The following is a 21,640-nucleotide window of genomic DNA, read 5'->3' as shown; positions in this document are numbered from 1 at the left end:
CCGGGGAGTGGGGAAAGCCGCAGCGCTGGCAAGTCTCTGTAACAACTGGAAATAAATTCTTGGCGCACTCGTTGCAAAACACCATCACCCCTTCCTGAATGAGGCGGCTGGTGATGGACACAACAATGCGTGACCCAAGCAATATCTTCCTGCTGACGCCGCTGAGCCTGTTTGTGCTCGCAACCTTCGGCACCGTGGCCGTGGTTCAAGCGAGCCCGATCGATGACGAAAGCCAGCCCGAGACCTCCGATCCGTCGGCCTACTATGACGAACCGGCCGACCGTGCCGGAGCGCTCAACGGCATCTTGACCATGCCGGAGGCCAACGAAGACTCCTTCGACCTGCCCGACGGCATCAAAGGCACCCGCGCCACGATGCGTTCGGAAAACGTCCTGCCGCCGGCGATCCAGACCAGTTTCAACTACCCCACCAATGGCAAGCCGAGCCCGCTCTACGGCGCGCAGCCATTTACCCAGCAACTGCTGTTGTTCGAAGAGTTCGGCCCGGAAAGACTCGATCCGACCACGCCGGCCGCACCCTTGCCGTTTCCGCCGGCCGCCATCGGCCCGGCACCGGCGCAAGACCCGAACAACATCGCCCGCAGCGCGCCGCCCGGCAGCGCCCTCGATGCGTTTCTGCGGCAACCGGGGCTGACCCCGTTCCCCAGCCAGTTTGCCAATGTCGTCGACCGCAATCCGTGGCAGGCGCAGATCGAGGTGTTCCTCAACCGGCACATCGGCTCGTCCGCGGAAGGCCGGCCACCGGGAAAAGGCTGGGCTCACCAGCGCTGGAACGAGTTTTACCCGCAAGCGGCCTACAAGACTGTGCAGACCGGGGCGCGGCTTAACGGTGGCCTGCGGGACAGTCGGCAGATGCACGGCTACGCCATGGGCGAGTTCGGCCCCGGCGGCCTGTATCACAACGTCGCCGGCATCCCGGCGACCGATGGCACGGCCAAGGGTGTCGACGCGCGTTTTCACCCGAACATGCCGGTGCAGAATCACAACGCGGTGTGGACATTCGACGGCACGCTGCCGCCGAAACTGTTGATGGTGCGCTACGGGCAACCGGTGATGATGCGGCACTACAATGGCCTGCCGATCGACCCCTCGGCCAACCGCGGTTTTGGCCTGCACACTATCAGCACCCACGAACACAACGGCCACGCGCCGGCGGAAAGCGACGGCTTTGCCAACGCGTTTTTCTTCCCGGGGCAGTTCTACGATTACCGCTGGCCGATCCAGCTGGCCGGTTACGACAGCATCAACACCAAGGCTGAAGATCCGCGCGCCGCGTTCCCTTGCGCAGCGGGCGAAACCCTGTGGGTCAACGATGTCGTGCCGAGCAAGAAGACCTGCGATCACGGCACCATCAAGATCCGTGGCGACTGGCGCGAAACCATGAGCACTCACTGGTTCCACGACCACATGCTCGATTTCACCGCGCAGAACGTCTACAAGGGCAACGCGGCGATGATGAATTACTACAGCGCCCTGGATCGTGGCAACGAGGCGGTGGATGACGGCGTCAACCTGCGCTTGCCCAGCGGCAGCGCCTTGCCGTGGGGCAACCGCGATTACGACGTTAACCTGGTGTTCGCCGACAAGGCCTGGGATCAGGAAGGCCAGTTGTGGTTCAACCCGTTCAACACCGACGGCTTTCTCGGCGATCAGGTGCTGGTCAACTGGCAGTGGAAACCGACCCTCGACGTACGCGCGCGCAGCTATCGCTTCCGCATGCTCAACGGTTCAGTGTCGCGCTACTTCAAACTGGCGCTGGTGCGGGAAATCAAAGGCACCGGCGGCGAGTTTCAGGGGCCGAAAAACTCCGGCGTGTCCTACAGCCGCGTGCCGTTTCACATGATCGCCAACGACGGCAACATCATGGAACACAGCGTCCCGTTCGACGGCAGCATGGACCTCGACGCCGACGGCGATAAGCAGAACCACAACGCGATCCTGCCGACCCATGGCATCGCCGAGCGCTTCGACATCATCGTCAATTTCTCGAAAAACGGCATCAAACCGGGCGACAAGCTGTTCTTCGTCAACCTGCAGGCCCACGACGATGGCAAAGGCCCGAAAGAGCCGATTCCGTTGGGTGACGTCCTGTCAGAGAAATACCTCGCAGTGCTCAAACCGACCAGCAAGGGGCCGCAGTGGGACCGTGGCGATCCAGCGGTGGGCAAGGTCCTGCAGCTCAACGTCAAGGCCTACACCGGGCAGGATCTGGCGATGAACCCGGCAGCCTATGAACCGGCCAAACCGGGCAAGGCCGAAGGGCTGGTAATGATTCCGCTCAAGCTGCACCGCGACAACGCGGCCGACAAGGCCGTATTGGCCAAGGCGCGGCACCGGACCTTCACGTTCGGTCGCTCCGACGGTACCGATGAAGCGCCCTGGACGGTCAAGACCGATGGCGGCTTCGGCTTCCACATGGATCCGCGCCGGCTGAATGCCTCGACGCAGTTGTCCAGCGGCCCGACCGATGCCGGCGTGGCCGGGTTCGGCACCCTTGAGGTATGGAACATCAAGGCCGGCGGTACAGGCTGGAGCCATCCGGTCCACGTGCACTTCGAGGAGGGGATCATCCTCAGCCGTGGCGGCAAGGCCCCGCCGGAATGGGAAAAATGGGCGCGCAAGGACGTCTATCGCATCGGCTCGGAAAAGGACGGTCTGGATAATGTCGAGATGGCGATCAACTTCCGCGAGTTCGCCGGGACCTACATGGAGCACTGTCACAACACCCAGCATGAAGACAACTCGATGCTGCTGCGCTGGGACCTGGAGAAACCCGGCCAGTTGCAACTGATGCCGACGCCGCTGCCCAGTTGGGACGGGGTGCGCTACGTCAACTCCGCCGCGCTGCCAACCTTCCGCAGTGGTGACGGTTTCGGCCCGCAAGTGGTGGTCAAGCCATGAACCGCCGCCACGGTGACCGTCCTGTGCAGACCCCGCGCTCCCGGGCGCTGGGCATGCACCTGGTGCTGATACTGGTGGTCTGTGTGCTGGCCAGCCGCGTGCTGCTGGCACATCAGGCCAGTAGCGCCGAGCCGGCCACCACCAGCGAGTCCGCCACCCCTTGGGGTGGCGACTATTTCCCCAACACCCTGCTGACCGATCAGGACGGTCGGCAGGTGCGTTTCTTCGATGACCTGATCAAGAACAGAGTGGTGGTGATCAATTTCATCTTCACCTCGTGCAGCGATTCCTGCCCGTTGGAGACCGCACGCTTGCGCCAGGTGCAGAAATTGCTGGGCGATCGGGTCGGCCAGGACATTTTCTTCTACTCGATCAGCATCGATCCGCTCAGCGACACCCCCGAGGTGCTCAAGGCCTATGCGCAGCGCTTCAAGATCGGCCCCGGCTGGAAATTCCTCACCGGCGAGTTCCAGGACGTCACCGACCTGCGCAAGAAGCTCGGCCTGTTCATCGACGGCGTCGACAATGGCCGCACCAAGGATCACAACCTCAGCCTCATCGTCGGCAACCAGAGCACCGGGCGCTGGATGAAAGCTTCGCCGTTCGAAAATCCGTGGATCCTCGCCGATCAGCTGGCCAACACCCTGCAAAACTGGAAACAGCCCAGCCGCGAAGAAAGCTACGCCGATGCCCCGCAAATCCGTCCGCCGAGTAATGGCGAGGAGCTGTTTCGCACCCGCTGCGCCTCCTGTCACAGCCTCGGCCCCCAGGACGGCCAGGGCATCGGCATGCGCAGCATCGGCCCGGACCTGATCGGTGTCACACAACATCGCGACCGGACGTGGCTGAACCGCTGGATTCGCGAACCGGATCGCCTGCTGGCGGAAAAGGACCCGATTGCCCTGCAACTGTACGAACAATTCGAGCGAATCCCGATGCCCAACCTGCGTCTCGACGAGCAGTCGGCGCAGGCAATCATCGATTTCCTCAGCGCCGAAACCGAGCGTCAGCAAGCGTCGAACAAGGCCTTGGCCGACGGTACGCTGGCGCCAAAAACACCGGCCGACAGCGCCGCGACGGTCAGTCATATGCAATAGCGGCGAAATAACATTATTGAAGCGTGTGTCACGGTCAGAGCCACCTACACTGATGGCTGTGACCGGCCCGATTATCCCAATCCAGGGCATTGCCATGCAGCGACTGGAAGCACAAGAAACCACTGCGCCGCACACATCGGCAGCAGGCAAGGGCTGGCGCGAACAGTTCAATCTGCTGCGCTGGTTTTCCCTCGCCAGTTTTTTCATCATCGCCGCCGTCGCACTGGGGCTCGGATACGTCTCGACGCGTTTTGTCGTCACCGAAAGCGTCGAACGCGACGCCTTGCTCACCGCGCAATTCGTCCAGGCCATTGGCGCTGCGGAAATGCGCCACGCCAACATCAGCCCGGCGCGCACTATGGGGGAAATGCTCGACCCGCGGCAGGACGGCAACTATGCCGATGTCGAACCGGGTGCACACGCCGCGGCCCGCGCCGAGTTTCTCGATCACGTTGCGCACCTGCCCGACATGCTTCTGGCGACGGTTTACGCGCTGGATCGTACGGTGATCTGGTCGACTAACCCGGAACTGATCGGCGTGCGCATCGAGGATGACGACGAACTCGACGAGTCGTTCGAAATGAAGGTGCCGGTGTCTTCGAGCTACCACAAGATCGACGAGGAAAAACCCGAGCAGCGCCTGCTGCGCGAGCCGAAATACCTGTTCATCGAGAACTACATTCCGATGTTCAACGCCGACCAGAGCAAGGTCATCGCCATGGTCGAGGTGTACAAGGAGCCGGCGGATCTGGTTGATCGCATCGACCGCGGTTTCGCCTCGATCTGGGCGGCGACGTGTTTTGGCGGTGCGGCGATCTTTCTGGCGCTGTTCTGGATCGTGCGGCGGGCGGCGAAACTGCTGCAGAGCCAGCAACGGCAACTGATCAGCAACGAAACCTTCGTCGCCCTCGGCGAGATGTCCTCGGCAGTGGCGCACAGTCTGCGCAATCCGCTGGCGACCATCCGTTCCAGCGCCGAACTGGCCCAGGAAATCGCCAGCCCCGGCGCGCAGCGCAACATCGGCGACATCATCAGCCAGGTCGATCGCATGTCGCGCTGGGTGCGCGAACTGCTGGTGTCGCTGCGGCCGATGAGTGACGACGGCGAGGCGGTGGATCTGCTGATGGCGGTCGAGGACACCATTGGCGCTTTCGATGCCTTGATCAAGCGCAGCAACGTCGAGGTGCGCTTGCAGGCGCAGAGCTGCCTGCCGGTGCTCAGCCAGAAAGTCCTGCTCACGCAAATCCTTAACAGTCTGTTTGCCAATGCGCTGGAGGCCATGCCCAAGGGTGGGGTGCTCAGCGTCGAATTCGAATCACCGCAGCCGGACCGTGTGCGCATGACCCTCAGCGACACCGGCAAGGGCATGAGCGCGCAGCAGCAGCTGTTGGTGTTCAAGCCGTTTTTCACCACCAAACAGGGCGGCCTCGGCGTCGGCCTGGCGTTGGTCAAACGCATCATGGAGCGTTTTCAGGGCTCGGTCGTGCTGACCAGTCGCGAGCAGGAGGGAACCCGCGTCAGTCTCAACTTCAAAGTGGCATCGGGAGGGGAATATGGAACACAGCATTCTGCTGGTCGAGGATGACGAACTGCTGGCCGACAATATTCAGACCTACCTGGAGCGCAAGGACTTCGAGGTGACCGTCTGCCACTCGGCTGAAGACGCGCTGGAGCAATTGAACAGTTACCTGCCGGACATCGTGCTCACCGACAACTCGCTGCCGGGCATGAGCGGCCACGACCTGATACAGAAGCTGCGCGTCAGCGCGCCGGATCTGAAAGTGATCATGATGACCGGCTACGGCAACGTCGAAGATGCCGTGGTGGCGATGAAGGAGGGCGCCTTTCATTACGTCACCAAACCGGTCGCCTTGCCGGAGCTCAAGCTGCTGCTGGACAAGGCCCTGGCGACTGAGCGGCTGGAGCGCACGCTGTCGTTCTATCAGGATCGCGAAGCGCAGAAATCCGGAGTACAGGCGCTGATCGGTGACTCGCCGCCCATGCAGTATTTGAAGAACACCATCGGTCAGTTGCTCGACGCCGAGCGGCGCATGGCCAACACCGATCTGCCGCCGGTGCTGGTCGAGGGTGAAACCGGCACTGGCAAGGAACTGGTGGCCCGCGCGCTGCACTTCGACGGCCCGCGCAGCAAAGGCCCGTTCATCGAATTCAACTGCGCCTCGATCCCGTCGAATCTGGTCGAGTCGGAGCTGTTCGGCCATGAAAAGGGCGCGTTCACCGACGCCAAGGATCGCCGGGTCGGGTTGGTGGAAGCGGCGGATGGCGGCACGCTGTTTCTCGACGAGATCGGCGAAATGGACTTGCTGTTGCAGGCCAAGATCCTGAAGTTGCTGGAGGACCGCACCATTCGCCGGGTCGGTTCGGTGAAAGAGCGCAAGGTCAATCTGCGGGTGATCAGCGCGACCAACTGCAACCTTGAGCAGATGGTCCAGCAGGGTAAATTCCGCCGTGATCTGTTTTTCCGCCTGCGGATCATCTCGATCAAGGTGCCGCGCCTGTACGCGCGCGGTGACGACATTCTGCAACTGGCGCGGCATTTCCTCGCCAGCCACGGCAAGCGCTATGGCAAACCTGATCTGCACTTCAGCCAGCAAGCCGAGGAGTTGCTGCTCAGTTACACCTGGCCGGGCAACGTGCGCGAGCTGCGCAACATGCTCGAACAAACCGTGCTGCTGGCCCCGAGCGACACCATTGCCGCGCATCAGCTCAACGTCTGCATGAGCCTGGTCGACGAACCGCCCATGCATTTGCACGAAGTGCCGAGCCATTACGAGGCGCGGCCGGCGAGCAATACTGAATCGATGAACCTGCCGGAAGTCGAACGTGACATGGTGCGCAAGATGCTCGACAAGACCGACTGGAACGTCACCAAGTCCGCACGCCTGCTGGGCCTGAGCCGCGACATGCTGCGCTACCGCATCGAAAAACTCGGCCTCGCCCGGCCGGACAAGCGGCAGTGGTAACCCAGGTACACCGCATTTCCCCTGTGGGAGCGAGCTTGCTCGCGAAAGCGGTGGTTCAGTCACTTTTATGTTGGCTGACACACCGCATTCGCGAGCAAGCTCGCTCCCACAAGGGTATTCGGTGTCTGCGAAAGACTTGGCCAATCAGGATCAATGTTGCTGCCGGCTCAAACACTCCAGCACACAACTCGGATCCTGCACCTCGTCATTCACATAAATCCCGCGCTCGGCATCGTAGGTGCGAATAAACACCCGCACCGTCGCATCCGCCACAGTCGGCAATTGTGAATCGGTAAACTCCTGGCCTCCCGGCAGCACGATGAAGTCTGCCGGCGCGGTGTCCTCGTAAGGTCTGGGTGGCGTAGCGTTCAGCGAGTACGGAGCAGGGTGGGCGAAGGGCTGGTTGGGCCCGTAATAAATGAAGTTGCTGTCCAGCGCTTGCGCCTGAGTGGCAGCGAGCAGACAACCCGTCAACAGCAGCCGATCGAGCTTTAGCATGGCGGCACCTGCGAGTGCGGTTTTCCCCAAGGCTGTTAACTATAGCTGTGAAACCGCTTACAAGTTTGCAACACACCCGGTCACCACGCTGATCTAGACTCTGCCCGGCTCAATCACGAGCCTCATCCGGAGTGCGCCATGGAAGTGCCTGATCCCAAAACCGCCATCGCGAGCAATCGACAGGCGTGGAACGATTCCGCCCGCCATCATCAGGATTCACCGGACTGGCAGGCATTGCTCAGCGATGTTGCGCAGGCGCAGTTTTGCTGCCTTGATGACACCCTGCGCGGCTTGCTGGACGTCGACGGCAAAGACGTGATTCAACTGGGTTGCAACAACGGTCGGGAAAGCCTGTCGCTGTTTGCGCTGGGGGCGCGCAGTGTGGTCGGCGTGGATCAATCAGCAGCCTTTCTCGCACAGGCCCACGAGCTGAACAGCCGCTCGCCGCGCAATGCCGAATTCGTCGAAAGCGATATCCACCATCTGCCCGCATCGCTGCATAAGCGCTTCGACGTCGCCCTGATCACCATCGGTGTGCTCAACTGGATGCCTGACATTGGCGAATTCTTCCGCCATGTTGCGAAGGTGCTGAAACCGGGCGGCAAGCTGGTGATCTACGAAACCCATCCGTTTCTGGAAATGGTTGATCCGCAAGCTGAAGATCCCTACCGCCTCGTCAGCTCGTATTTCCGTGCCGAGCCGTTTGTGCTGGAAGAACCGATTGTGTATGTCGGCAAGGTCGAGCAGCCGGCAGCAAAGTCGTACTGGTTCGTACATACGCTGGGGGCGATCTTTAGCGGCGCCATCGAAGCGGGGCTGAGCATCGTGGATTTTCAGGAGTATGCGCATTCGAACCGGGAAGAGGTGTATGACCGCTACCTGAACCAGCAGGCGCAGATGCCGATGTGCTTTACCTTGATTGCCAGCAAATCCTGAAGTCTGTCGGTGTAGCCAATGACCTCATCGCGAGCAGGCTCACTCCTACACTGGAACTGTGTAATGCCACTGTCCAGTGTAGGAGCGAGCCAGCTCGCGATGGCGGCGTTGCGACCGCTACAAAATTCAGGGAACGGCGTGATTCACTACGTGCCCCGGCTGCGCATAAAGATCAATGCCCAACGCATGAATCACCTTCAACACTGTGTCAAAGCGCGGCTTCGCTCCGGGAGCAAAAGCCTTGTACAAACTTTCACGACCCATGCCTGAATTCCTGGCGACCTGCGTCATCCCTCGCGCCCTTAACACGTAGCCGATTGCGCGCAGGAATTCTTCGCTGTCTCCGTCTGCAAGCACCTGTGACAGGTACTCACTGATGGCTTCGTCACTGTCGAGCAGCGCGACCATGTCGAAATTCGTCAAAGTCTGGCTCATGGTTAAACCTCCTTTGCCATTTTTTGTGCGCGTCGGATGTCTGCGCTTTGTGAGGATTTGTCGCCTCCGGCCAGCAGAATAATTACTGCGCCGTTGCGGATTGTGAAATACACCCGGTAGCCCGCGCCAATATCCAGACGCATCTCAGAGACCCCATTGCCCACGGATTTAGCGTCGCCGAGATTACCTGTTGACGCCCGATCAATGCGACGGGCAATAGCTACTCTGGCGCGCAAGTCTTGAATCGAGCGGTGCCAAGCCAGGAAGGTTACAGTTTGCTGGATAAGATAAGTCAGTACTCGACTGTATCCAAGTGGATACGGACAAGCAGTCAGCCAAGTCTTTACTGGATGTTGGAAGTGTCGCCCGGGTTTGTAGGCAACTAGTCAATCGATTGTAGAGCTTCGGGTGCAGCTACTGGCCTCATCGCGAGCAGGCTCACTCCTACACTGGATCTGTGTAATGCCACTGTCCAGTGTAGGAGCGAGCCTGCTCGCGATGGCGGCCTGGCGGCCGCCACATTTCCCGAGTTTGGTTCAAGCCTGCGCCGGCGCACTCACCACTGGCCGTCCCGGTTTACGCAGCGGGTCCAGGCGTGACCCTTCGTAGCGCGTTTCGCGGAAAAACTTCCAGCGGCCGAACAGGCAGTAAACGTGGGTCACCCGGCCTTGTTCCTGATAACCCATGCGGATATGCAGTTTCAGCGCCGGGATGTTGTGGGTTTCACAAACGTCGACCACCTTGGTGCAACCCTGCGCCGCCATGGCTTGCCACAGCGCGACCTGCACGTCCACCGACAGGCTGCTGCCGAAGTAGGCGCGGATCATTTCGCCGCCGAATTCGAAGAACTCGCCGGGTTTGACCGGGAAGGTGCAGCCGTAATAGTGGCGGTCGTGGTAGTCGCGGATGCTGCCCCAGATAAAACCCACGGCGTGGCCAGCGGCGTCGAGGTACATGTGCCCGGTGTGGCCCTCGGCAGCCAGTTCGGCCATGGTGCCGACGCGGTCACCGAAGTGCTTGCTGAACGCCACCGCGTTCTCTGGGGTGATGTCGACTTTGCGCAGGCCTTCATACGGACGCAGTTTGTGCGGCGGCACCGGGCTGACCAGGTCGCGCTCCATCCACAGCAGTTCCCAGTGGAAGAATACGTAGCGTTTCCACAACGTCCCGACGGTGCGGCCCAAGCCTTTGTGTCTGATGCGATCTTGCACTTTGGTGATGATGCTCATGATGCCCCTCCTGGGTCTCGGCCCGGATGTTGTGGTGAGTGTCGTGTCAGCGTGCGTTACAGCGTTGATTCATTCGAGCGCCGTGGCGCCTTGTGTTTCTTCTCGATTGAGGTCGGCATACGAGACTCGCGCGACGCCTCTCAAACCCTGTTCGAGTACCTCGCTCAACGACTCACCGGAGTCGAGATAGGCATCGCCGAAATCGACGCCGAGGCGGGTCGGGTGGGCGACGATTTCCAGCACGCCATCGCACGGCACGCTGGCATTGCGCAGGTCCACCGGTGTGCAAACGTAATCGGCGGTGACCCGCGCCAGGCTCTGCAAACGGCCGTTGAGCAAACCTTTGAATACGCGTTTGGGCAAGGTGAGGTTGTGCCCAAGGTTGCGCGCCAGCCGGATCGGTACGCCTTGCTCGGCGGCAAACCGCGCGACGATTTCACCGATCGGCCAGATGTTGTGTACGTGCTGGTGCGAGTCGATATGGCTCGGGCGCATGTCCTGATCGACGCAGCGTTGCCACTGCGCCTGTAATTCCTCGCGCACCGCCTCGCGGTCCTCTCGGCCGAGCCACAGGCAGTGGCGGGGCAGGCTGAGGTCGAACACGCCGTGGTCATCGCAGAAGGTTCGCCGCGCCACAATCGCCTGGCTCAAAGGGCGCCCGTAGGTCAGGTTGAAGTGCAAACCGATCCGGCCTTTCAACGCCGGATGGCGGGCCATGGCGCAGGCGGCGTCGAACGCCGGCATATTGGCCATGGCCGTGGCCGAGCTGATCAGGCCGGCCTGAAAGGCAGCGAAGATCACCGCGTTTTCGTTGGGGCTGAGACCGAAGTCATCAGCGTTGACTATGACTTGGCGAGGCATGGCCGCCCTCCGGCGTGATTGCGACAGGTTGCACGTCCTGTGCGGGTTTTGGATTGGCGCGCTTGGCCCGCCACTGTTGCACGACAGGTTTGCAGCGATACCAGATGCGCAGCGCCAGACCCAGCGCCAGACCGCTCGGACGCCACGAATAGAAACTCCAGCGCCAGTGTTCCAGTTGTCCGGTCATGCGTTCGTGCAGTTGATGGCTGGAATTTTCCAGGCTGACCCGCGAGGCATCGATCCAGTGCCAGTGCTCCTCCAGCCCCCAGCGAATCCATTCTTCGAGTAACACCCGGCCACTGCCCAGGTCGGCGTATTGCGGCAGGAAGGCGAGGTTGTAATCGTAGAGCCGGCCCTGTTCGAGCAGGCCGAGGCGATAGCTGATGCAGCGGCCGTTCAGCTCAAGCATCACCACGCGCACCAGGCCCTGGCCAGCGAGGGCGGTGAAGGCGCGCTCGATCCATTGGCGGCTGCGTGGCGTGGCGAAAATCCCGACGCCTTCGTCACCTTTCCAGCTCACCGCCTCGACTTCACCGATGGTTTGCAACAAGGCGCCCATGCTCAGCGCATCCGGGGTAATCCGGCGGATCTGCGCGCCACACGCGGCAATTCTCTTACGCGCCCGTCGCAGTTTGTAGCGCGGGTCGCCGGAGACTTCCTGACGGTCGGCGTCGCTGATCAGGTGCACCGGCACCCGGCAACTCAGGCGTCGTTCGGCAGTGGAACTGCGCGCCATCCATTCGGTAAGCGCACTTTCTTCACCGGCCGGTTCCGACAGTTCGTTGAGTTGCAGCAGTGCGTGGGGCAGGCGTTGGCGAATCAACACCAGCGCTTCGCACATGTCCTCACTGCCGAGCAACGACAACAGCGCGAGGCGATCGGCCAGCGGATAACCCAAGTGATGCAAAACCCGAAACGGCACACCGGCGAAGCGCTCACTGCTGGCCACCAGGGGCAGGCACAGACGCAGTTCCTCTGCTTGCCAACCGAGCAGAATGTGCAAGTGTTGATCCGCGGCGAGCGCCTGTTGCGCCGCACACAACCAGCCGAGGTTGTTGAACGGCGTGTGGTCAGTCACGCGCAAGCGCAACGCTTCGTACGCAGTTGCCGGGAAGTCGGCGGCGCACAGCGACGTGCGCCATTCGAATCGCATCACCATAGGTTCAGGTCGCCGTGGCTGTGACAGGTGAACGGGAGGGTTTACGCAGCGCGTCCAGGCGCGAGCCGCTGTAGCGGGTCTCGCGGTAAAAGCGCCAGCGGCCGAACAGCGTGTAGATATTCATGATCCGCTGCTGTTCGGTATAGCCCATGCGCAGGTGCAGCTTGAGCGCCGGGATGTTGTAGAACTCGCAGACGTCGACGACTTTGTTGCAACCTTGCGCGGCCATGGCTTTCCACAGCTCCAGTTGCAGGTCTACCGACAGCTCGGTGCCCCAGTAGGCGCGGGTCAGTTCGCCGCCAAACTCGAAGAACTCGCCGGGTTTTACCGGGAACAGGCAGCCGTAGTAGTGCCGATCAAAATAGTCGCGCGGCGTACCCCAGATGAACGCCACGGCATCGCCCTGATCATCGACGTGCATGTGTCCGGTATGACCTTCCCGGGCCAGTTCGGCCATGGTCCCGACGCGGTCGCCGAAGTAGCGCGCGAAGGCGCTGGCGTTGTCCGCGGTGATCTTCTTCACCCGCAGCGGCGGGTAAGGTTTGAGGCTGTGCGGCGGCACTGGGCTGACCAGGTCGCGCTCCATCCACAGCAGTTCCTGATGGGCAAAAAAATACAGTTTGCGAATCTTGCCAAGCGTGGCACGCAGGCCTTTGCGACGAATATGAGCGGTGAGTTTTTGCCAGACATCCATGATTGTTTCTCCAGATGAGGTTGCCTTGCGCGGCGCAAGGCTCGCGGGGCAGAGCATCAAAGGGCGGCTCATGAAGCGCTCCAGTTCAGGGCAAACAGGGTCTGCCCCGGCAATTCGAAACGCACGCGCCCGTTTTCACAGGCAAACGGTGCGTCACGGCTGCGATTGTCGGCACCGAAATAACGCAGGGCGCCCTTGTTCAGCGGGCACCTGGCGCCGCTCAGATCCACGCGTTGCAGGCGCGTGCCTTTGTTCACGCCGAGCAGGCCACGCTGCGCGTCATCGGCCATCGCCAGCACATCGACTTCAAAGGCGTCGTTGTCCAGTTGCAGCACTTGCCGCAGCCAGTGCTGTGCAATGAATTGCTGGGCCAGGCCCACCGGTTTCAGCTCGAAGCGATCGTCGCCGAGTACACGCAACATGCCTTTGGGGTACTGCGGCTCATCGGCAGCCTGGAACCAGTTGAGCATGGTCAGCAAGCCATCCTGCGAGGCGTTGATCACCACCGAGGCCCACCACAGCGAGGTGTAGTGGGTGTCCTGATCGTAAGGGCTGAGGCTGGAGCCGCTGGACAGGTTGGTCTGGTCGAGCAGCAAGGCCTTGCGCGGCTGACCCTTGGCGTCGAGCCCGACCAGTTCAGCGGCGCGGCGCACGCTGTCGCGGTAGACGCGGGTGGCGAGCACGTCGCGGATCATCCATTCATGCCAGGCCAGCGCGTCGACCTGATCGGCGGATTCGCTGAGCAAGCGCCGCGCCCAGTCGATGCCGCGCTTGTCTGCAGCATTGTCGGCAAACGGCCCGTTGACCAGCCGCGAACTGGCCGGCACGGCAATGCGCACGCCGGCTGCGGCATTCGCCGGATCGTTGCGCACCTGGCGCGCCATGCTGGCAAAAATCGCCTGATACTGCGCGTAGTTCGAATAGTTGAGGTTCGGCTCGTCGGCAAACCCAATGTAATGCGTGCCGTTGCCGCCGAGCGCGCGGGTTGCGGTCAGCCATGCATCGAGGCCGCTGTTGCTTTGCCCATCGGCGCGCAAATCGGCCTGGCGCTGGCTGCCCGCCAAAAGGGTGATGTCCTGACGGATGCCGAAACGCTCCTGATAAACCCGGCGGAAGGCGTTTTCGAACTGCGGATTTTTCGCCGTGACGTCGACAAAACTGTAGTAACTCGCCGCCGTCGGTTGCAGCGCGTCGAGAGCGGCGTGGCTGGCGGTTGGCGGCATCACGTAAGGCAGGGCGATGCCCAGGTCCGGCGTGCGCCCGAGAATCTTGTCGTGCAGCACCAGCCGCGTCTGCCCCGGCTCTTCACGCAGCGGTTGCAGTTGTTGTGGACTCTGCGCGAACAGATTGGCCGTGCCATCGAGCCAGAACGCCGCTTTGCCGCTGCCTTGCAGGCTCAAGCGCCAGACCTGTTCGCGGGTGCTGACCGGCAATGCCAGTTGATCGAACTGCCAATAGGCACGATAGGGTTTGAGCGCCAATGTCAGGGTCTGCGGGTCGCCGATACGCTGCGCCTGCAAGCTGCTGACGCCACCATGAAACTTGCCGGCGAGCACCGCGCGCTCACCCGCGGCGACTTTGAAATACAACACATCGCCGCCATGGGTTTCGGCACTGAAATGCACCTTGGCCGGGGCGAACAGCGCGACGGTACGTTCGTCGTGCTCGACGCGATAATGGCGGAAACTGTAGCCGGGAATCTCCAGCCGATAACTGGCCGCGCCGGGCACCAACGGCCAGCTCTGCGTACCCCGCACCTCGCTGGCCTTGATCAAGCGGTCGCCCTGCAGCTTGCCCTGACCGTCCAGCAGATACAGATGTTCTTCGTTGGCGTCAGCCTGCCACGCCGGCGTCCAGCGTACGGTCAACGTGTCGGGACGATCGGTTTGCAGATACAGACTGCCGTCGCGGATTTCACCCCAGCGCATCGACGCAGCAAACGCGTCCAGCGACAGACCGAGGCCGAACAGCAGAGCCAGATGCCTCATGCCGTCCTCCGTTGCAGCATCAGCCACATGGGCAAAACGTCGCGCGGCAGGATGATCAGCGTCTGCCAGAACGGCACGCCGCTTAAACGGCAATACAACACCAGCATCGCCACGGTTACCGCCAGATAGGCGATCGACGAGGCAGCCGCCGCGCCGACGATGCCGTACGCCGGAATCAACACTAGGTTCAGCGCCAGATTCAGGAGTGCACCCAGGCCCATCAGCAACGACACCGTGCCGGGGCGGTCTTTGCCCAGCAGGTCCAGGCGCAGAATGCTCGCATAGCACAGGCCCAGCAGCCCTGGCAGCAGCGCCAACAGCGCCGGATAAGCCGGTTGATAAGCCGCGCCGAACAGGCTGATGATCAGCCATTCGCCGATCAGCGCCATGCTCAGGCAGGCGCCAAGCATCACCGTCGCGGTCAGCCGCAGCGCCAGCGGCGTGACCTTGTCCATGCCCTCGTCCTGTTGCAGCAGGCGCTTCATCAGCGGCGTGGTGACCGCTTCGGGGACGATCAACAGCAGTTCGGCGGCCGCGCTGGCCATGGCGTAATGACCCAGGGCGGTACTGCCGAGCAGGGCGCCGATGAACAGATAATCCGAACGCAGGATCACCTGCTGGAACAGCAAATCAGGATGGCTGCGCGCGCTGTAGCGCAGCAGTTCGTTCTGGCTGGCGCGATCCCATTGCAATTGCAGCGGTTGTGCGCGCTTGAGCCAGACCCAGCCGGCCAGGACCACCAGACTGATCCCGGCCAGCCAACTGATCAGCGCCGCCTCCAGCGCCGCGCTTTGCCACATCCAGAACAGCGCGACGAACAACAGCAGCGGCGCCAGCGACTCGATCAGCCGCAAGACGTTGAACGCGACCACGCCGCCCGACGCGTTGTGCAGGGTCAGCAGGCCGCTTTTCAACACCGTCAGCGGCACGGCCAACAGCAACAGCCAGGCGAGCAGGCCGAGCTGCATCGTCACGTCCAGTTCGCTGCCGAATTCACGCACCAGCGCCACCACCAGCAAGGTCAACAACCCCGCCAACAGGCAACCGAACACCAATACCTGACTGAGCAGCAGGCCCATCGGCCGTTGCTTGGCCGCCTGATAACCGACCGCCGAATTCAGCCCGCCACTGGTCGCCGCGCTGATCAGGTCTGGCAAGGTACTGAGCAAGGCGAACAGGCCGCGCTCGCTCGGTCCGAGAATCCGCGCCAGCAGTACGTTGCGCAGCAAACACAGGGCAATCATCGCCAGTTTGGTGCCCATGCTCAGCGCCAGGTGCTTGAGGTAGTGGCCGCGACTCATGGCCGCGCCCCGCGAAAGATTCGCCACGACAGCAATTGCGGGTTACGCGCGCTGCGTTGGCTGACGCCGAAACGCGGCAGGTTCAGCGGCTCGCCTTCGCCGCGATAAAGGCCGGTGCCGGTGCCGAGCGCAAACGGATAATCGTGATTGGCGACCTGTTCGCGCACGCGTTCGTCGTTGTCGCCGTTGGGGTAGCAATACACCGGCAGCGGCCGGTTGCAGCCATTGTGCAAGGCATCGCGGCTGCGGCTGATTTCTTCGCTCAGGCGCACATCGTCAAGGCCGGTGAGGATCGCGTGGCTGGCGCCGTGCGGGCCGAAACGCACCAGGCCACTGGCCTCCAGCGCCCGCACCTGATGCCAGTCCAGTGCCTGCGGTTGCGATTCCTGCGGGCATTGGTCAGTCAGGCGTTCGAGTTCTTGCGGTTCAAGCGACTTCAACCCTTGCAGGTAATGCAGCAGTGCCAGGCTGCGGCGCTCGACGTCGATGTCATCGAGCAGCACCGGCAGCGGATGATGCGTGGCATGCAGGCATTCGATCAGGTGCATCCGCGCCTTGTCGCCGTGGCTGCCCCACAAGGTTTCACCGACAGCTTCCCACCAGAAACGCTGCCGGCTGCCGATGAAGTCGGTGGAGAGGAAAATGCTCGCCGGTATCTGGTGTTTCTGCAGCAGCGGGAAGGCATTGACGGCGTTGTCGCGCCAGCCGTCATCGAAGGTCAGCGCCACGCGCGGGCGCTCGGTGCGCAGTGAGTTGGGCTGGAGGATTTCCATCAGCGGCACGCAATCGAAATGCTTGCGCAACCACACCAGCAGATGCTCGAACGCCTTCGGCCCCACGCACAGTTCGTTGCGATGCGGCAAGTCGGCGGCGCGGTCGTTGCCCAGCACGCGGTGGAGCATCAGAATCACCCCGGCCCCCTGCAACTGGTTGCGGCCCACCGGCGAGTGCAGATAGAGCCAGCCACTGGTGCGTTTGAGCAGTTGTTTGATCGCCATCGCCTCGGCCCTCCTAACGGTTCTGTTCGGGATTCCACTGCGCATACCGCTGGCCGCGCAGGAACTGCCACAGGCCCAGGCTCATCCCGGCGAGGGTGACCAGCAGGAATGCGGCGAGGCGGAACGGTTTCGGCAAGCGGTGTTGTGCGTCGAGTAACCCGGCAATCGCCACCGCATAGCCGAACAGCTGCGCGATCAGGCTCAGGCGATAAAAACCGTGCTCCTGCCACAAGCAGAAATTGCTCAACAGCAACGGCAGCAACAGGATCGGTGCGAGGCGGCGGATCAGTTTGTGGCTGATCAGTGCCAGCGAATACAGGCCATGCTTGAACGGGTTGAGCAGTTCGCTGCGCTGCGCCAGGCTTTGCAGGCCACCTACGGTGACGCGCTGGCGACGGCGGAATTGCTTGTCCGCTTCATCAACGCCATGGTCGATGACCTGCGCCTCGGGCACATAGACGATGCGCTTGCCGGCCACCGGTGCGCAGGTGCTGATAAAGAAGTCATCGTTGACCTCGGCCGGCACGTTCTGGAACAACTCGCGGCGCAGGGCAAGCAGCGCGCCGTCGGCGGAAACCATGCAACCGGTGCGGTTCTCCACCCGGCGCAACCAGCCTTCGTAATGCCGATACAGGCTGTCGCCCACGCTCAAGCCACCGCCGGTGACCGGAATCACCATGTGCCCGGCGCAAGCACCGACCTGCGGATCACTCAGCGGCGCAAGCAAATGGCCGAGGGTGTCGCGTGACCATTGGTTGTCGGCATCGGTGAACACCAGAATATCGCCCGTACTCAGCGCTGCGCCGGCGTTCAGCGTCGCGGCTTTGCCCTGGCGCGGCAGGTCGAGCACGGTAATGCGTGGATCGACAACCTTTTGCGCGCAGGCCACGGTGTCATCGGTCGAACCATCGCTGGCGAGGATGATCTGCAACGCAGCCGGCTGATAATCCTGGGCCAGCAGCGTGCGCAACTTGTGTTCGATGTGCCGCGCCTCGTTGTGCGCGGCAATCACGATGCTCACGTTGAGCGGCGGCGCCGGCGCATGCCGCCACGCCGGGAACAGCGGGGCGAGCAGCGTCAGCAGCAACGGGTAACCGATATAGGCGTACACCGGCAGCAACAGGCACATCCAGAAAATGACTTCAGCCACGGGCAGGCCTCCTTGCGTTCCACTGACACAGACTGAGAATGAAAGCGGCGCCGGCCAGGTGCAGGCGCAGCCAATGCAAACCCCACAATTGCAAGGTCAGGACGGGATCGCGGTGTTTGAGGCTTTGCCGCACGCTGAGGACCAGACCCGGCATCAGCGTCAGCGCGATCATCACCGCGGCATGGTGTGGGAAACCGTCAAACAGGGCCGAGATAGCCAGAAAGTCCAACAGCCAGACCAACAGCGACAACGCCGGAAAGCGCAGCAGGCGCACACTCATGCCATGGTTGCGCAGCAGTTGCAGATGGCTGCCCTGACGCCACATTTCCTTGCCCATCCATTCGCGCCAGTTCATTTCGTAGCCCCAATGCAGGGCGGCCTTGTCGTTGACCGACAGCAGGCGCGCGCCCTGCTTGTGCAGGCGCAGGGTTAACTCCTTGTCCTCGCCGGTGCGCAGGGTTTCGCTGAAGCCACCGACCTTGTCGAACCACGCGCGACGCATCAGCAGATTGGAGCTGGGCAGCCAGTCGACGCTGTGCCAGGCCTGATGTGCAGGCGCCGAAGCACGACGCTGCCAGGCGGTGGCGAACCATGGCGCCTCGGCCGGTGTGTGCAGACTCAGGCCGAAAACGTCAGCCTGGCCGCTGGCTTCGATGTCGAACAAGGGTGCCAGCCAGTTCTCCGGCATCTCCACGTCGGCATCGATGAACGCCAGCCATTCACCGCTGGCAACCGCCGTGCCGCGATTGCGCAAGGCGCCGATCAGCAGCCCCGGCAGGCTCAGCACGGTCGCGCCGAACTGACGGGCAATGTGCGGGCCCTGATCGGTCGAGCCGTTGTCGACCACAATCAGCTCGCACTCGACATTGGCCGCGTGCGCGGCTTTTTGTGCCGCCAGCAAGGTGCGACCAATGTGCCGCGCCTCGTTGTACATCGGAATGACAATACTGATGCGGCTCATGCGCCAGCCTCCGGATTCAAGGGTGCATGCTCGGCCTTGAGGCGCAGCACGCTGGTCAGCGCGAGCATGATCCACACGTATTTCTGGTTTGGCGCGCTGAGGAACATCAGGAACAAGGTCAGCGACAGAAAACTCACGCCCAGGTGCGTCATCAGGTCAGCCTGGCGCCAGTCCCGGCGTCGCAGCCATGCCGCCCGCGCCCGGACGAGGTTGTAGGCACCGAGGCCGAGCATGCCGACGAAAAACAGCCCGGCAGGTACGCCCAATTCACTGAAGATTTCCAGATAGGTGTTGTGTGCGCGGCGGTATAAGTCGCCGATCTTGCGATTGGCGGAAAACGCCTTGGCATAACCGGTGGTTGCGTAATGCAGCGGGAAGGTGCCGGGGCCGGTGCCGAGCAGCGGATTGTCGCGGATCATCTGGCCGCCGACGACGATATACGAAGCGCGCCGACCGAGGGATTCGTCCTGCGCCTTGGCGCCGGCGCTGAGGATGCTCAGCGACTGGATCCGCGCCAGGTAACCGGCCGGCATCGCGTAGATCGCCAGTGGAATGACGATGGCCGCGCCGAGCATGGCAAAACCCAGGTGCCGTGGCCGAATCCGCGTCAGTTGCGCGCGGTAGTGCCAGACGCCGATCAACAGGCTCAGGGCCAGCACCACCAGGCCGGAACGCGATTCGGTCTTGGTCATGCCGCCGAGCAACAGCAGGCAGCAGCCGCCCCAGAACAAGCGGTGCAGCAGGTTCGGGCTGCGGATCACCAGCAGCAGCCCCAAAGGAATCGCAAAGGCGATCAGCATGGCGAAGGCGTTGGGGTCTTCAAGCAGCCCGGCAGCGCGGCCCTGATCCTGGAATTTCACCGAGAACATCGCCATCGCGCAGGTGGCGGTCACCGCGAGGGTCACCAGGCGTGCGAACAGGTCCAGGTTCAGCTCGCGACCAATCAACAAAGTAATCACAAACAGGATCAGGCCGACGCTGAGTTCGCGCAGATGCCCCAGCGACATGCCCATGTCATCGGTGTTGAGCAGGCTGAGGAAGTACAAAACCATGAAGCCGATCAGGCCGCGCCAGATATTGCTGCGCAGGCGTTCCGACGGGATCTGGTGCAGCGCCAGTTGCAGCATGACGATCACCGCCAGCGAAGCGCCGATCAGTTTGCTCCCCGACAGCGAACTGTCCTTGAAGAAACCCTCGAACGGCACCAGGGCGACAATACCCAGCAAACCCCAGCTCGGCTTGCGGTAGAGCACCGCAACACCCACCAGGCCCAGCACCGCACCCGGCGCCAGATAGGGCCAGGGGCTGGCCAGCAAACCGAGGCTGACCAGTGCGAACAGACTGACGATCGAGAGCGGGAAAATCATGCGCGTGCCTCCCGTGCCGTGCGGATGTACAACTGCGACCAGCGTTCGGCCAATGCCTTGAGGTCGTAGCGTTCCTGTTGTGTGCGTTTTGCGTTGTCACGCAGTTGCGCGGCCAGCTTCGGTTCAGCCAGCAAGGTGTCGAGCTGACGGGCGAGGGCGGCGGTATCGGTCGGCGGCGCGAGCAGGCCGTTGTGGCGGTCCTGCAAGACATCGGGAATACCGCCGACCGCGAACGCCACCACCGGCACGCCGGCTTGCATCGCTTCAAGCAAAATCATCGGCGTGCCCTCGGTGCGCGAGCTGATCACCAGTGCATCGAGTTGCTGCCACCACGGTTGCATCACCGTTTGGTAACCCGGCAGGCGAATGCGCATGTGCAACCCGGCGTTGTCGATTCGCACCTGCAGCGCCTCGTGTTCCGGACCGTCGCCGAGCATCACCGCATCCAGTTGCGGATGCTGGTGACACAGCGCGATGACCGCGTCGAGGAACAGATCCGGGCCTTTCTCGCTGCTCAAGCGGCCGACGTAACCGACCAGCCAGCGTTGCCGGCCAGCTTCGGGAACCACGGCTGCTGCGGCAGGCAAGCCATTGGGTATCACCTGCAGTTTTTCCGCGCGAACGCTGGCCTGACGGTGCAGCACAGCGATGCTTTCAGCCACGCAGACCACCCGGTCCACGGACGCCGTGCGGCACAGTTGCAGGCTCAGCCAGGTGTAGAACTTCTGCTTGCGGCTGCGCGGGGTGAAGCCGTGCTGAGTGATCACCAGCGGCAGGCGCAACAGCGTCGCCGCGACCCAGCCAAACAGCAGCCCTTTGAAATTGTGCGTATTGAGCAACGGTTGTTCAGCGCGGCGCTGGCGCACGTGCCGCAGCAGATCAGCCAGCCCGGCACAGCCGCGACAATCCACCCCGGCCTCGCGAAAGCGCTCGATCAGTGCGGGTGGCGCATCGAGAAACAGCACCTGATGCTGCCCCGGCGTCGCCAGACAATGATCCAGCAACATCCGCTCGGCCCCATAGAAACCGCCGCTGCTGAGCACATGCATGATCGGCAGCGG

19 protein-coding genes are annotated in these 21,640 nt (G+C 62.4%); 5 read left to right on the top strand and 14 right to left on the bottom strand.

The window, feature by feature from the left end; genetic code table 11:
- The first annotated feature begins 113 nt into the window (after positions 1–113).
- The 4 genes from V6F91_RS26195 to V6F91_RS26180 all read left to right on the top strand — a co-directional run bounded on the left by V6F91_RS26195 (position 114) and on the right by V6F91_RS26180 (position 7,002).
- Positions 114–2,921 carry a multicopper oxidase domain-containing protein gene (locus V6F91_RS26195; RefSeq protein ID WP_332769585.1) on the top strand — a complete coding sequence of 936 codons (2,808 nt, stop codon included), beginning with the start codon at positions 114–116 and terminating at the stop codon, positions 2,919–2,921.
- The gene (locus V6F91_RS26190) at positions 2,918–4,018 is read left to right on the top strand and encodes an SCO family protein (protein ID WP_332769582.1); all 1,101 of its coding nucleotides are present in this window, start codon (positions 2,918–2,920) and stop codon (positions 4,016–4,018) included. The genes V6F91_RS26195 and V6F91_RS26190 overlap by 4 nt, the downstream gene beginning before the upstream one ends.
- A gap of 94 nt (positions 4,019–4,112) precedes the next feature.
- Positions 4,113–5,603 (top strand): sensor histidine kinase, encoded by a 1,491-nt coding sequence (locus tag V6F91_RS26185; protein ID WP_332769580.1) that lies wholly within the window; start codon positions 4,113–4,115, stop codon positions 5,601–5,603.
- Positions 5,572–7,002, top strand: coding sequence for a sigma-54 dependent transcriptional regulator (locus V6F91_RS26180; protein WP_332769578.1), 1,431 nt, complete (start codon positions 5,572–5,574; stop codon positions 7,000–7,002). Before V6F91_RS26185 ends, V6F91_RS26180 begins: the two co-directional genes overlap by 32 nt.
- Positions 7,003–7,152: 150 nt before the next feature.
- Here the strand turns inward: V6F91_RS26180 and V6F91_RS26175 are convergent, their stop codons facing one another.
- Positions 7,153–7,500 (bottom strand): hypothetical protein, encoded by a 348-nt coding sequence (locus tag V6F91_RS26175; protein ID WP_332769576.1) that lies wholly within the window; start codon positions 7,498–7,500, stop codon positions 7,153–7,155.
- A 138-nt stretch (positions 7,501–7,638) separates the two neighbouring features.
- On the opposite strand from V6F91_RS26175, the gene V6F91_RS26170 reads away from it, so the two are divergent.
- Complete coding sequence (locus V6F91_RS26170) at positions 7,639–8,436, top strand: class I SAM-dependent methyltransferase (RefSeq protein WP_332769574.1); 798 nt, start codon at positions 7,639–7,641, stop codon at positions 8,434–8,436.
- Positions 8,437–8,562: 126 nt separating this feature from the next.
- On the opposite strand, the gene V6F91_RS26165 is transcribed toward V6F91_RS26170, so the two are convergent.
- The 13 genes from V6F91_RS26165 to V6F91_RS26105 all read right to left on the bottom strand — a co-directional run bounded on the left by V6F91_RS26165 (position 8,563) and on the right by V6F91_RS26105 (position 21,628).
- Positions 8,563–8,871, bottom strand: coding sequence for an addiction module antidote protein (locus V6F91_RS26165; RefSeq protein ID WP_332769572.1), 309 nt, complete (start codon positions 8,869–8,871; stop codon positions 8,563–8,565).
- A 2-nt stretch (positions 8,872–8,873) separates the two neighbouring features.
- On the bottom strand, positions 8,874–9,167 hold the full coding sequence (locus V6F91_RS26160; RefSeq protein WP_332769650.1) for a type II toxin-antitoxin system RelE/ParE family toxin: 294 nt from the start codon (positions 9,165–9,167) through the stop codon (positions 8,874–8,876).
- Between the two features lie 240 nt (positions 9,168–9,407).
- The gene (locus V6F91_RS26155) at positions 9,408–10,100 is read right to left on the bottom strand and encodes an N-acetyltransferase (RefSeq protein ID WP_332769570.1); all 693 of its coding nucleotides are present in this window, start codon (positions 10,098–10,100) and stop codon (positions 9,408–9,410) included.
- Between the two features lie 69 nt (positions 10,101–10,169).
- Entirely contained in the window at positions 10,170–10,961 is a 792-nt protein-coding gene (locus tag V6F91_RS26150; protein WP_332769567.1) for a ChbG/HpnK family deacetylase, read from the bottom strand.
- Positions 10,933–12,120, bottom strand: a complete 1,188-nt coding sequence (locus V6F91_RS26145; protein ID WP_332769565.1) for a GNAT family N-acetyltransferase — start codon at positions 12,118–12,120, stop codon at positions 10,933–10,935. Before V6F91_RS26145 ends, V6F91_RS26150 begins: the two co-directional genes overlap by 29 nt.
- Positions 12,121–12,124: 4 nt before the next feature.
- Positions 12,125–12,814, bottom strand: coding sequence for an N-acetyltransferase (locus V6F91_RS26140; RefSeq protein ID WP_332769563.1), 690 nt, complete (start codon positions 12,812–12,814; stop codon positions 12,125–12,127).
- Between the two features lie 68 nt (positions 12,815–12,882).
- Positions 12,883–14,802 carry a hypothetical protein gene (locus V6F91_RS26135; RefSeq protein ID WP_332769561.1) on the bottom strand — a complete coding sequence of 640 codons (1,920 nt, stop codon included), beginning with the start codon at positions 14,800–14,802 and terminating at the stop codon, positions 12,883–12,885.
- Positions 14,799–16,103: an oligosaccharide flippase family protein gene (locus V6F91_RS26130; protein ID WP_332769559.1), complete on the bottom strand. Its 1,305-nt coding sequence runs from the start codon at positions 16,101–16,103 to the stop codon at positions 14,799–14,801. The genes V6F91_RS26135 and V6F91_RS26130 overlap by 4 nt, the downstream gene beginning before the upstream one ends.
- Complete coding sequence (locus V6F91_RS26125; RefSeq protein WP_332769557.1) at positions 16,100–17,101, bottom strand: polysaccharide deacetylase family protein; 1,002 nt, start codon at positions 17,099–17,101, stop codon at positions 16,100–16,102. Before V6F91_RS26125 ends, V6F91_RS26130 begins: the two co-directional genes overlap by 4 nt.
- A gap of 13 nt (positions 17,102–17,114) precedes the next feature.
- Entirely contained in the window at positions 17,115–18,251 is a 1,137-nt protein-coding gene (locus V6F91_RS26120; protein WP_332769555.1) for a glycosyltransferase, read from the bottom strand.
- Entirely contained in the window at positions 18,244–19,212 is a 969-nt protein-coding gene (locus V6F91_RS26115) for a glycosyltransferase (protein WP_332769553.1), read from the bottom strand. The genes V6F91_RS26120 and V6F91_RS26115 overlap by 8 nt, the downstream gene beginning before the upstream one ends.
- The gene (locus tag V6F91_RS26110; RefSeq protein ID WP_332769551.1) at positions 19,209–20,579 is read right to left on the bottom strand and encodes an O-antigen ligase family protein; all 1,371 of its coding nucleotides are present in this window, start codon (positions 20,577–20,579) and stop codon (positions 19,209–19,211) included. Before V6F91_RS26110 ends, V6F91_RS26115 begins: the two co-directional genes overlap by 4 nt.
- Complete coding sequence (locus V6F91_RS26105) at positions 20,576–21,628, bottom strand: glycosyltransferase family 4 protein (protein WP_332769648.1); 1,053 nt, start codon at positions 21,626–21,628, stop codon at positions 20,576–20,578. The genes V6F91_RS26110 and V6F91_RS26105 overlap by 4 nt, the downstream gene beginning before the upstream one ends.
- Positions 21,629–21,640 lie beyond the last annotated feature (12 nt).

It is taken from the genome of Pseudomonas koreensis, from assembly GCF_036668835.1.
GTDB classification, from domain to species: Bacteria; Pseudomonadota; Gammaproteobacteria; order Pseudomonadales; family Pseudomonadaceae; genus Aquipseudomonas; species Aquipseudomonas koreensis_I.
This window is presented reverse-complemented; position numbering and strand designations above follow the sequence as displayed.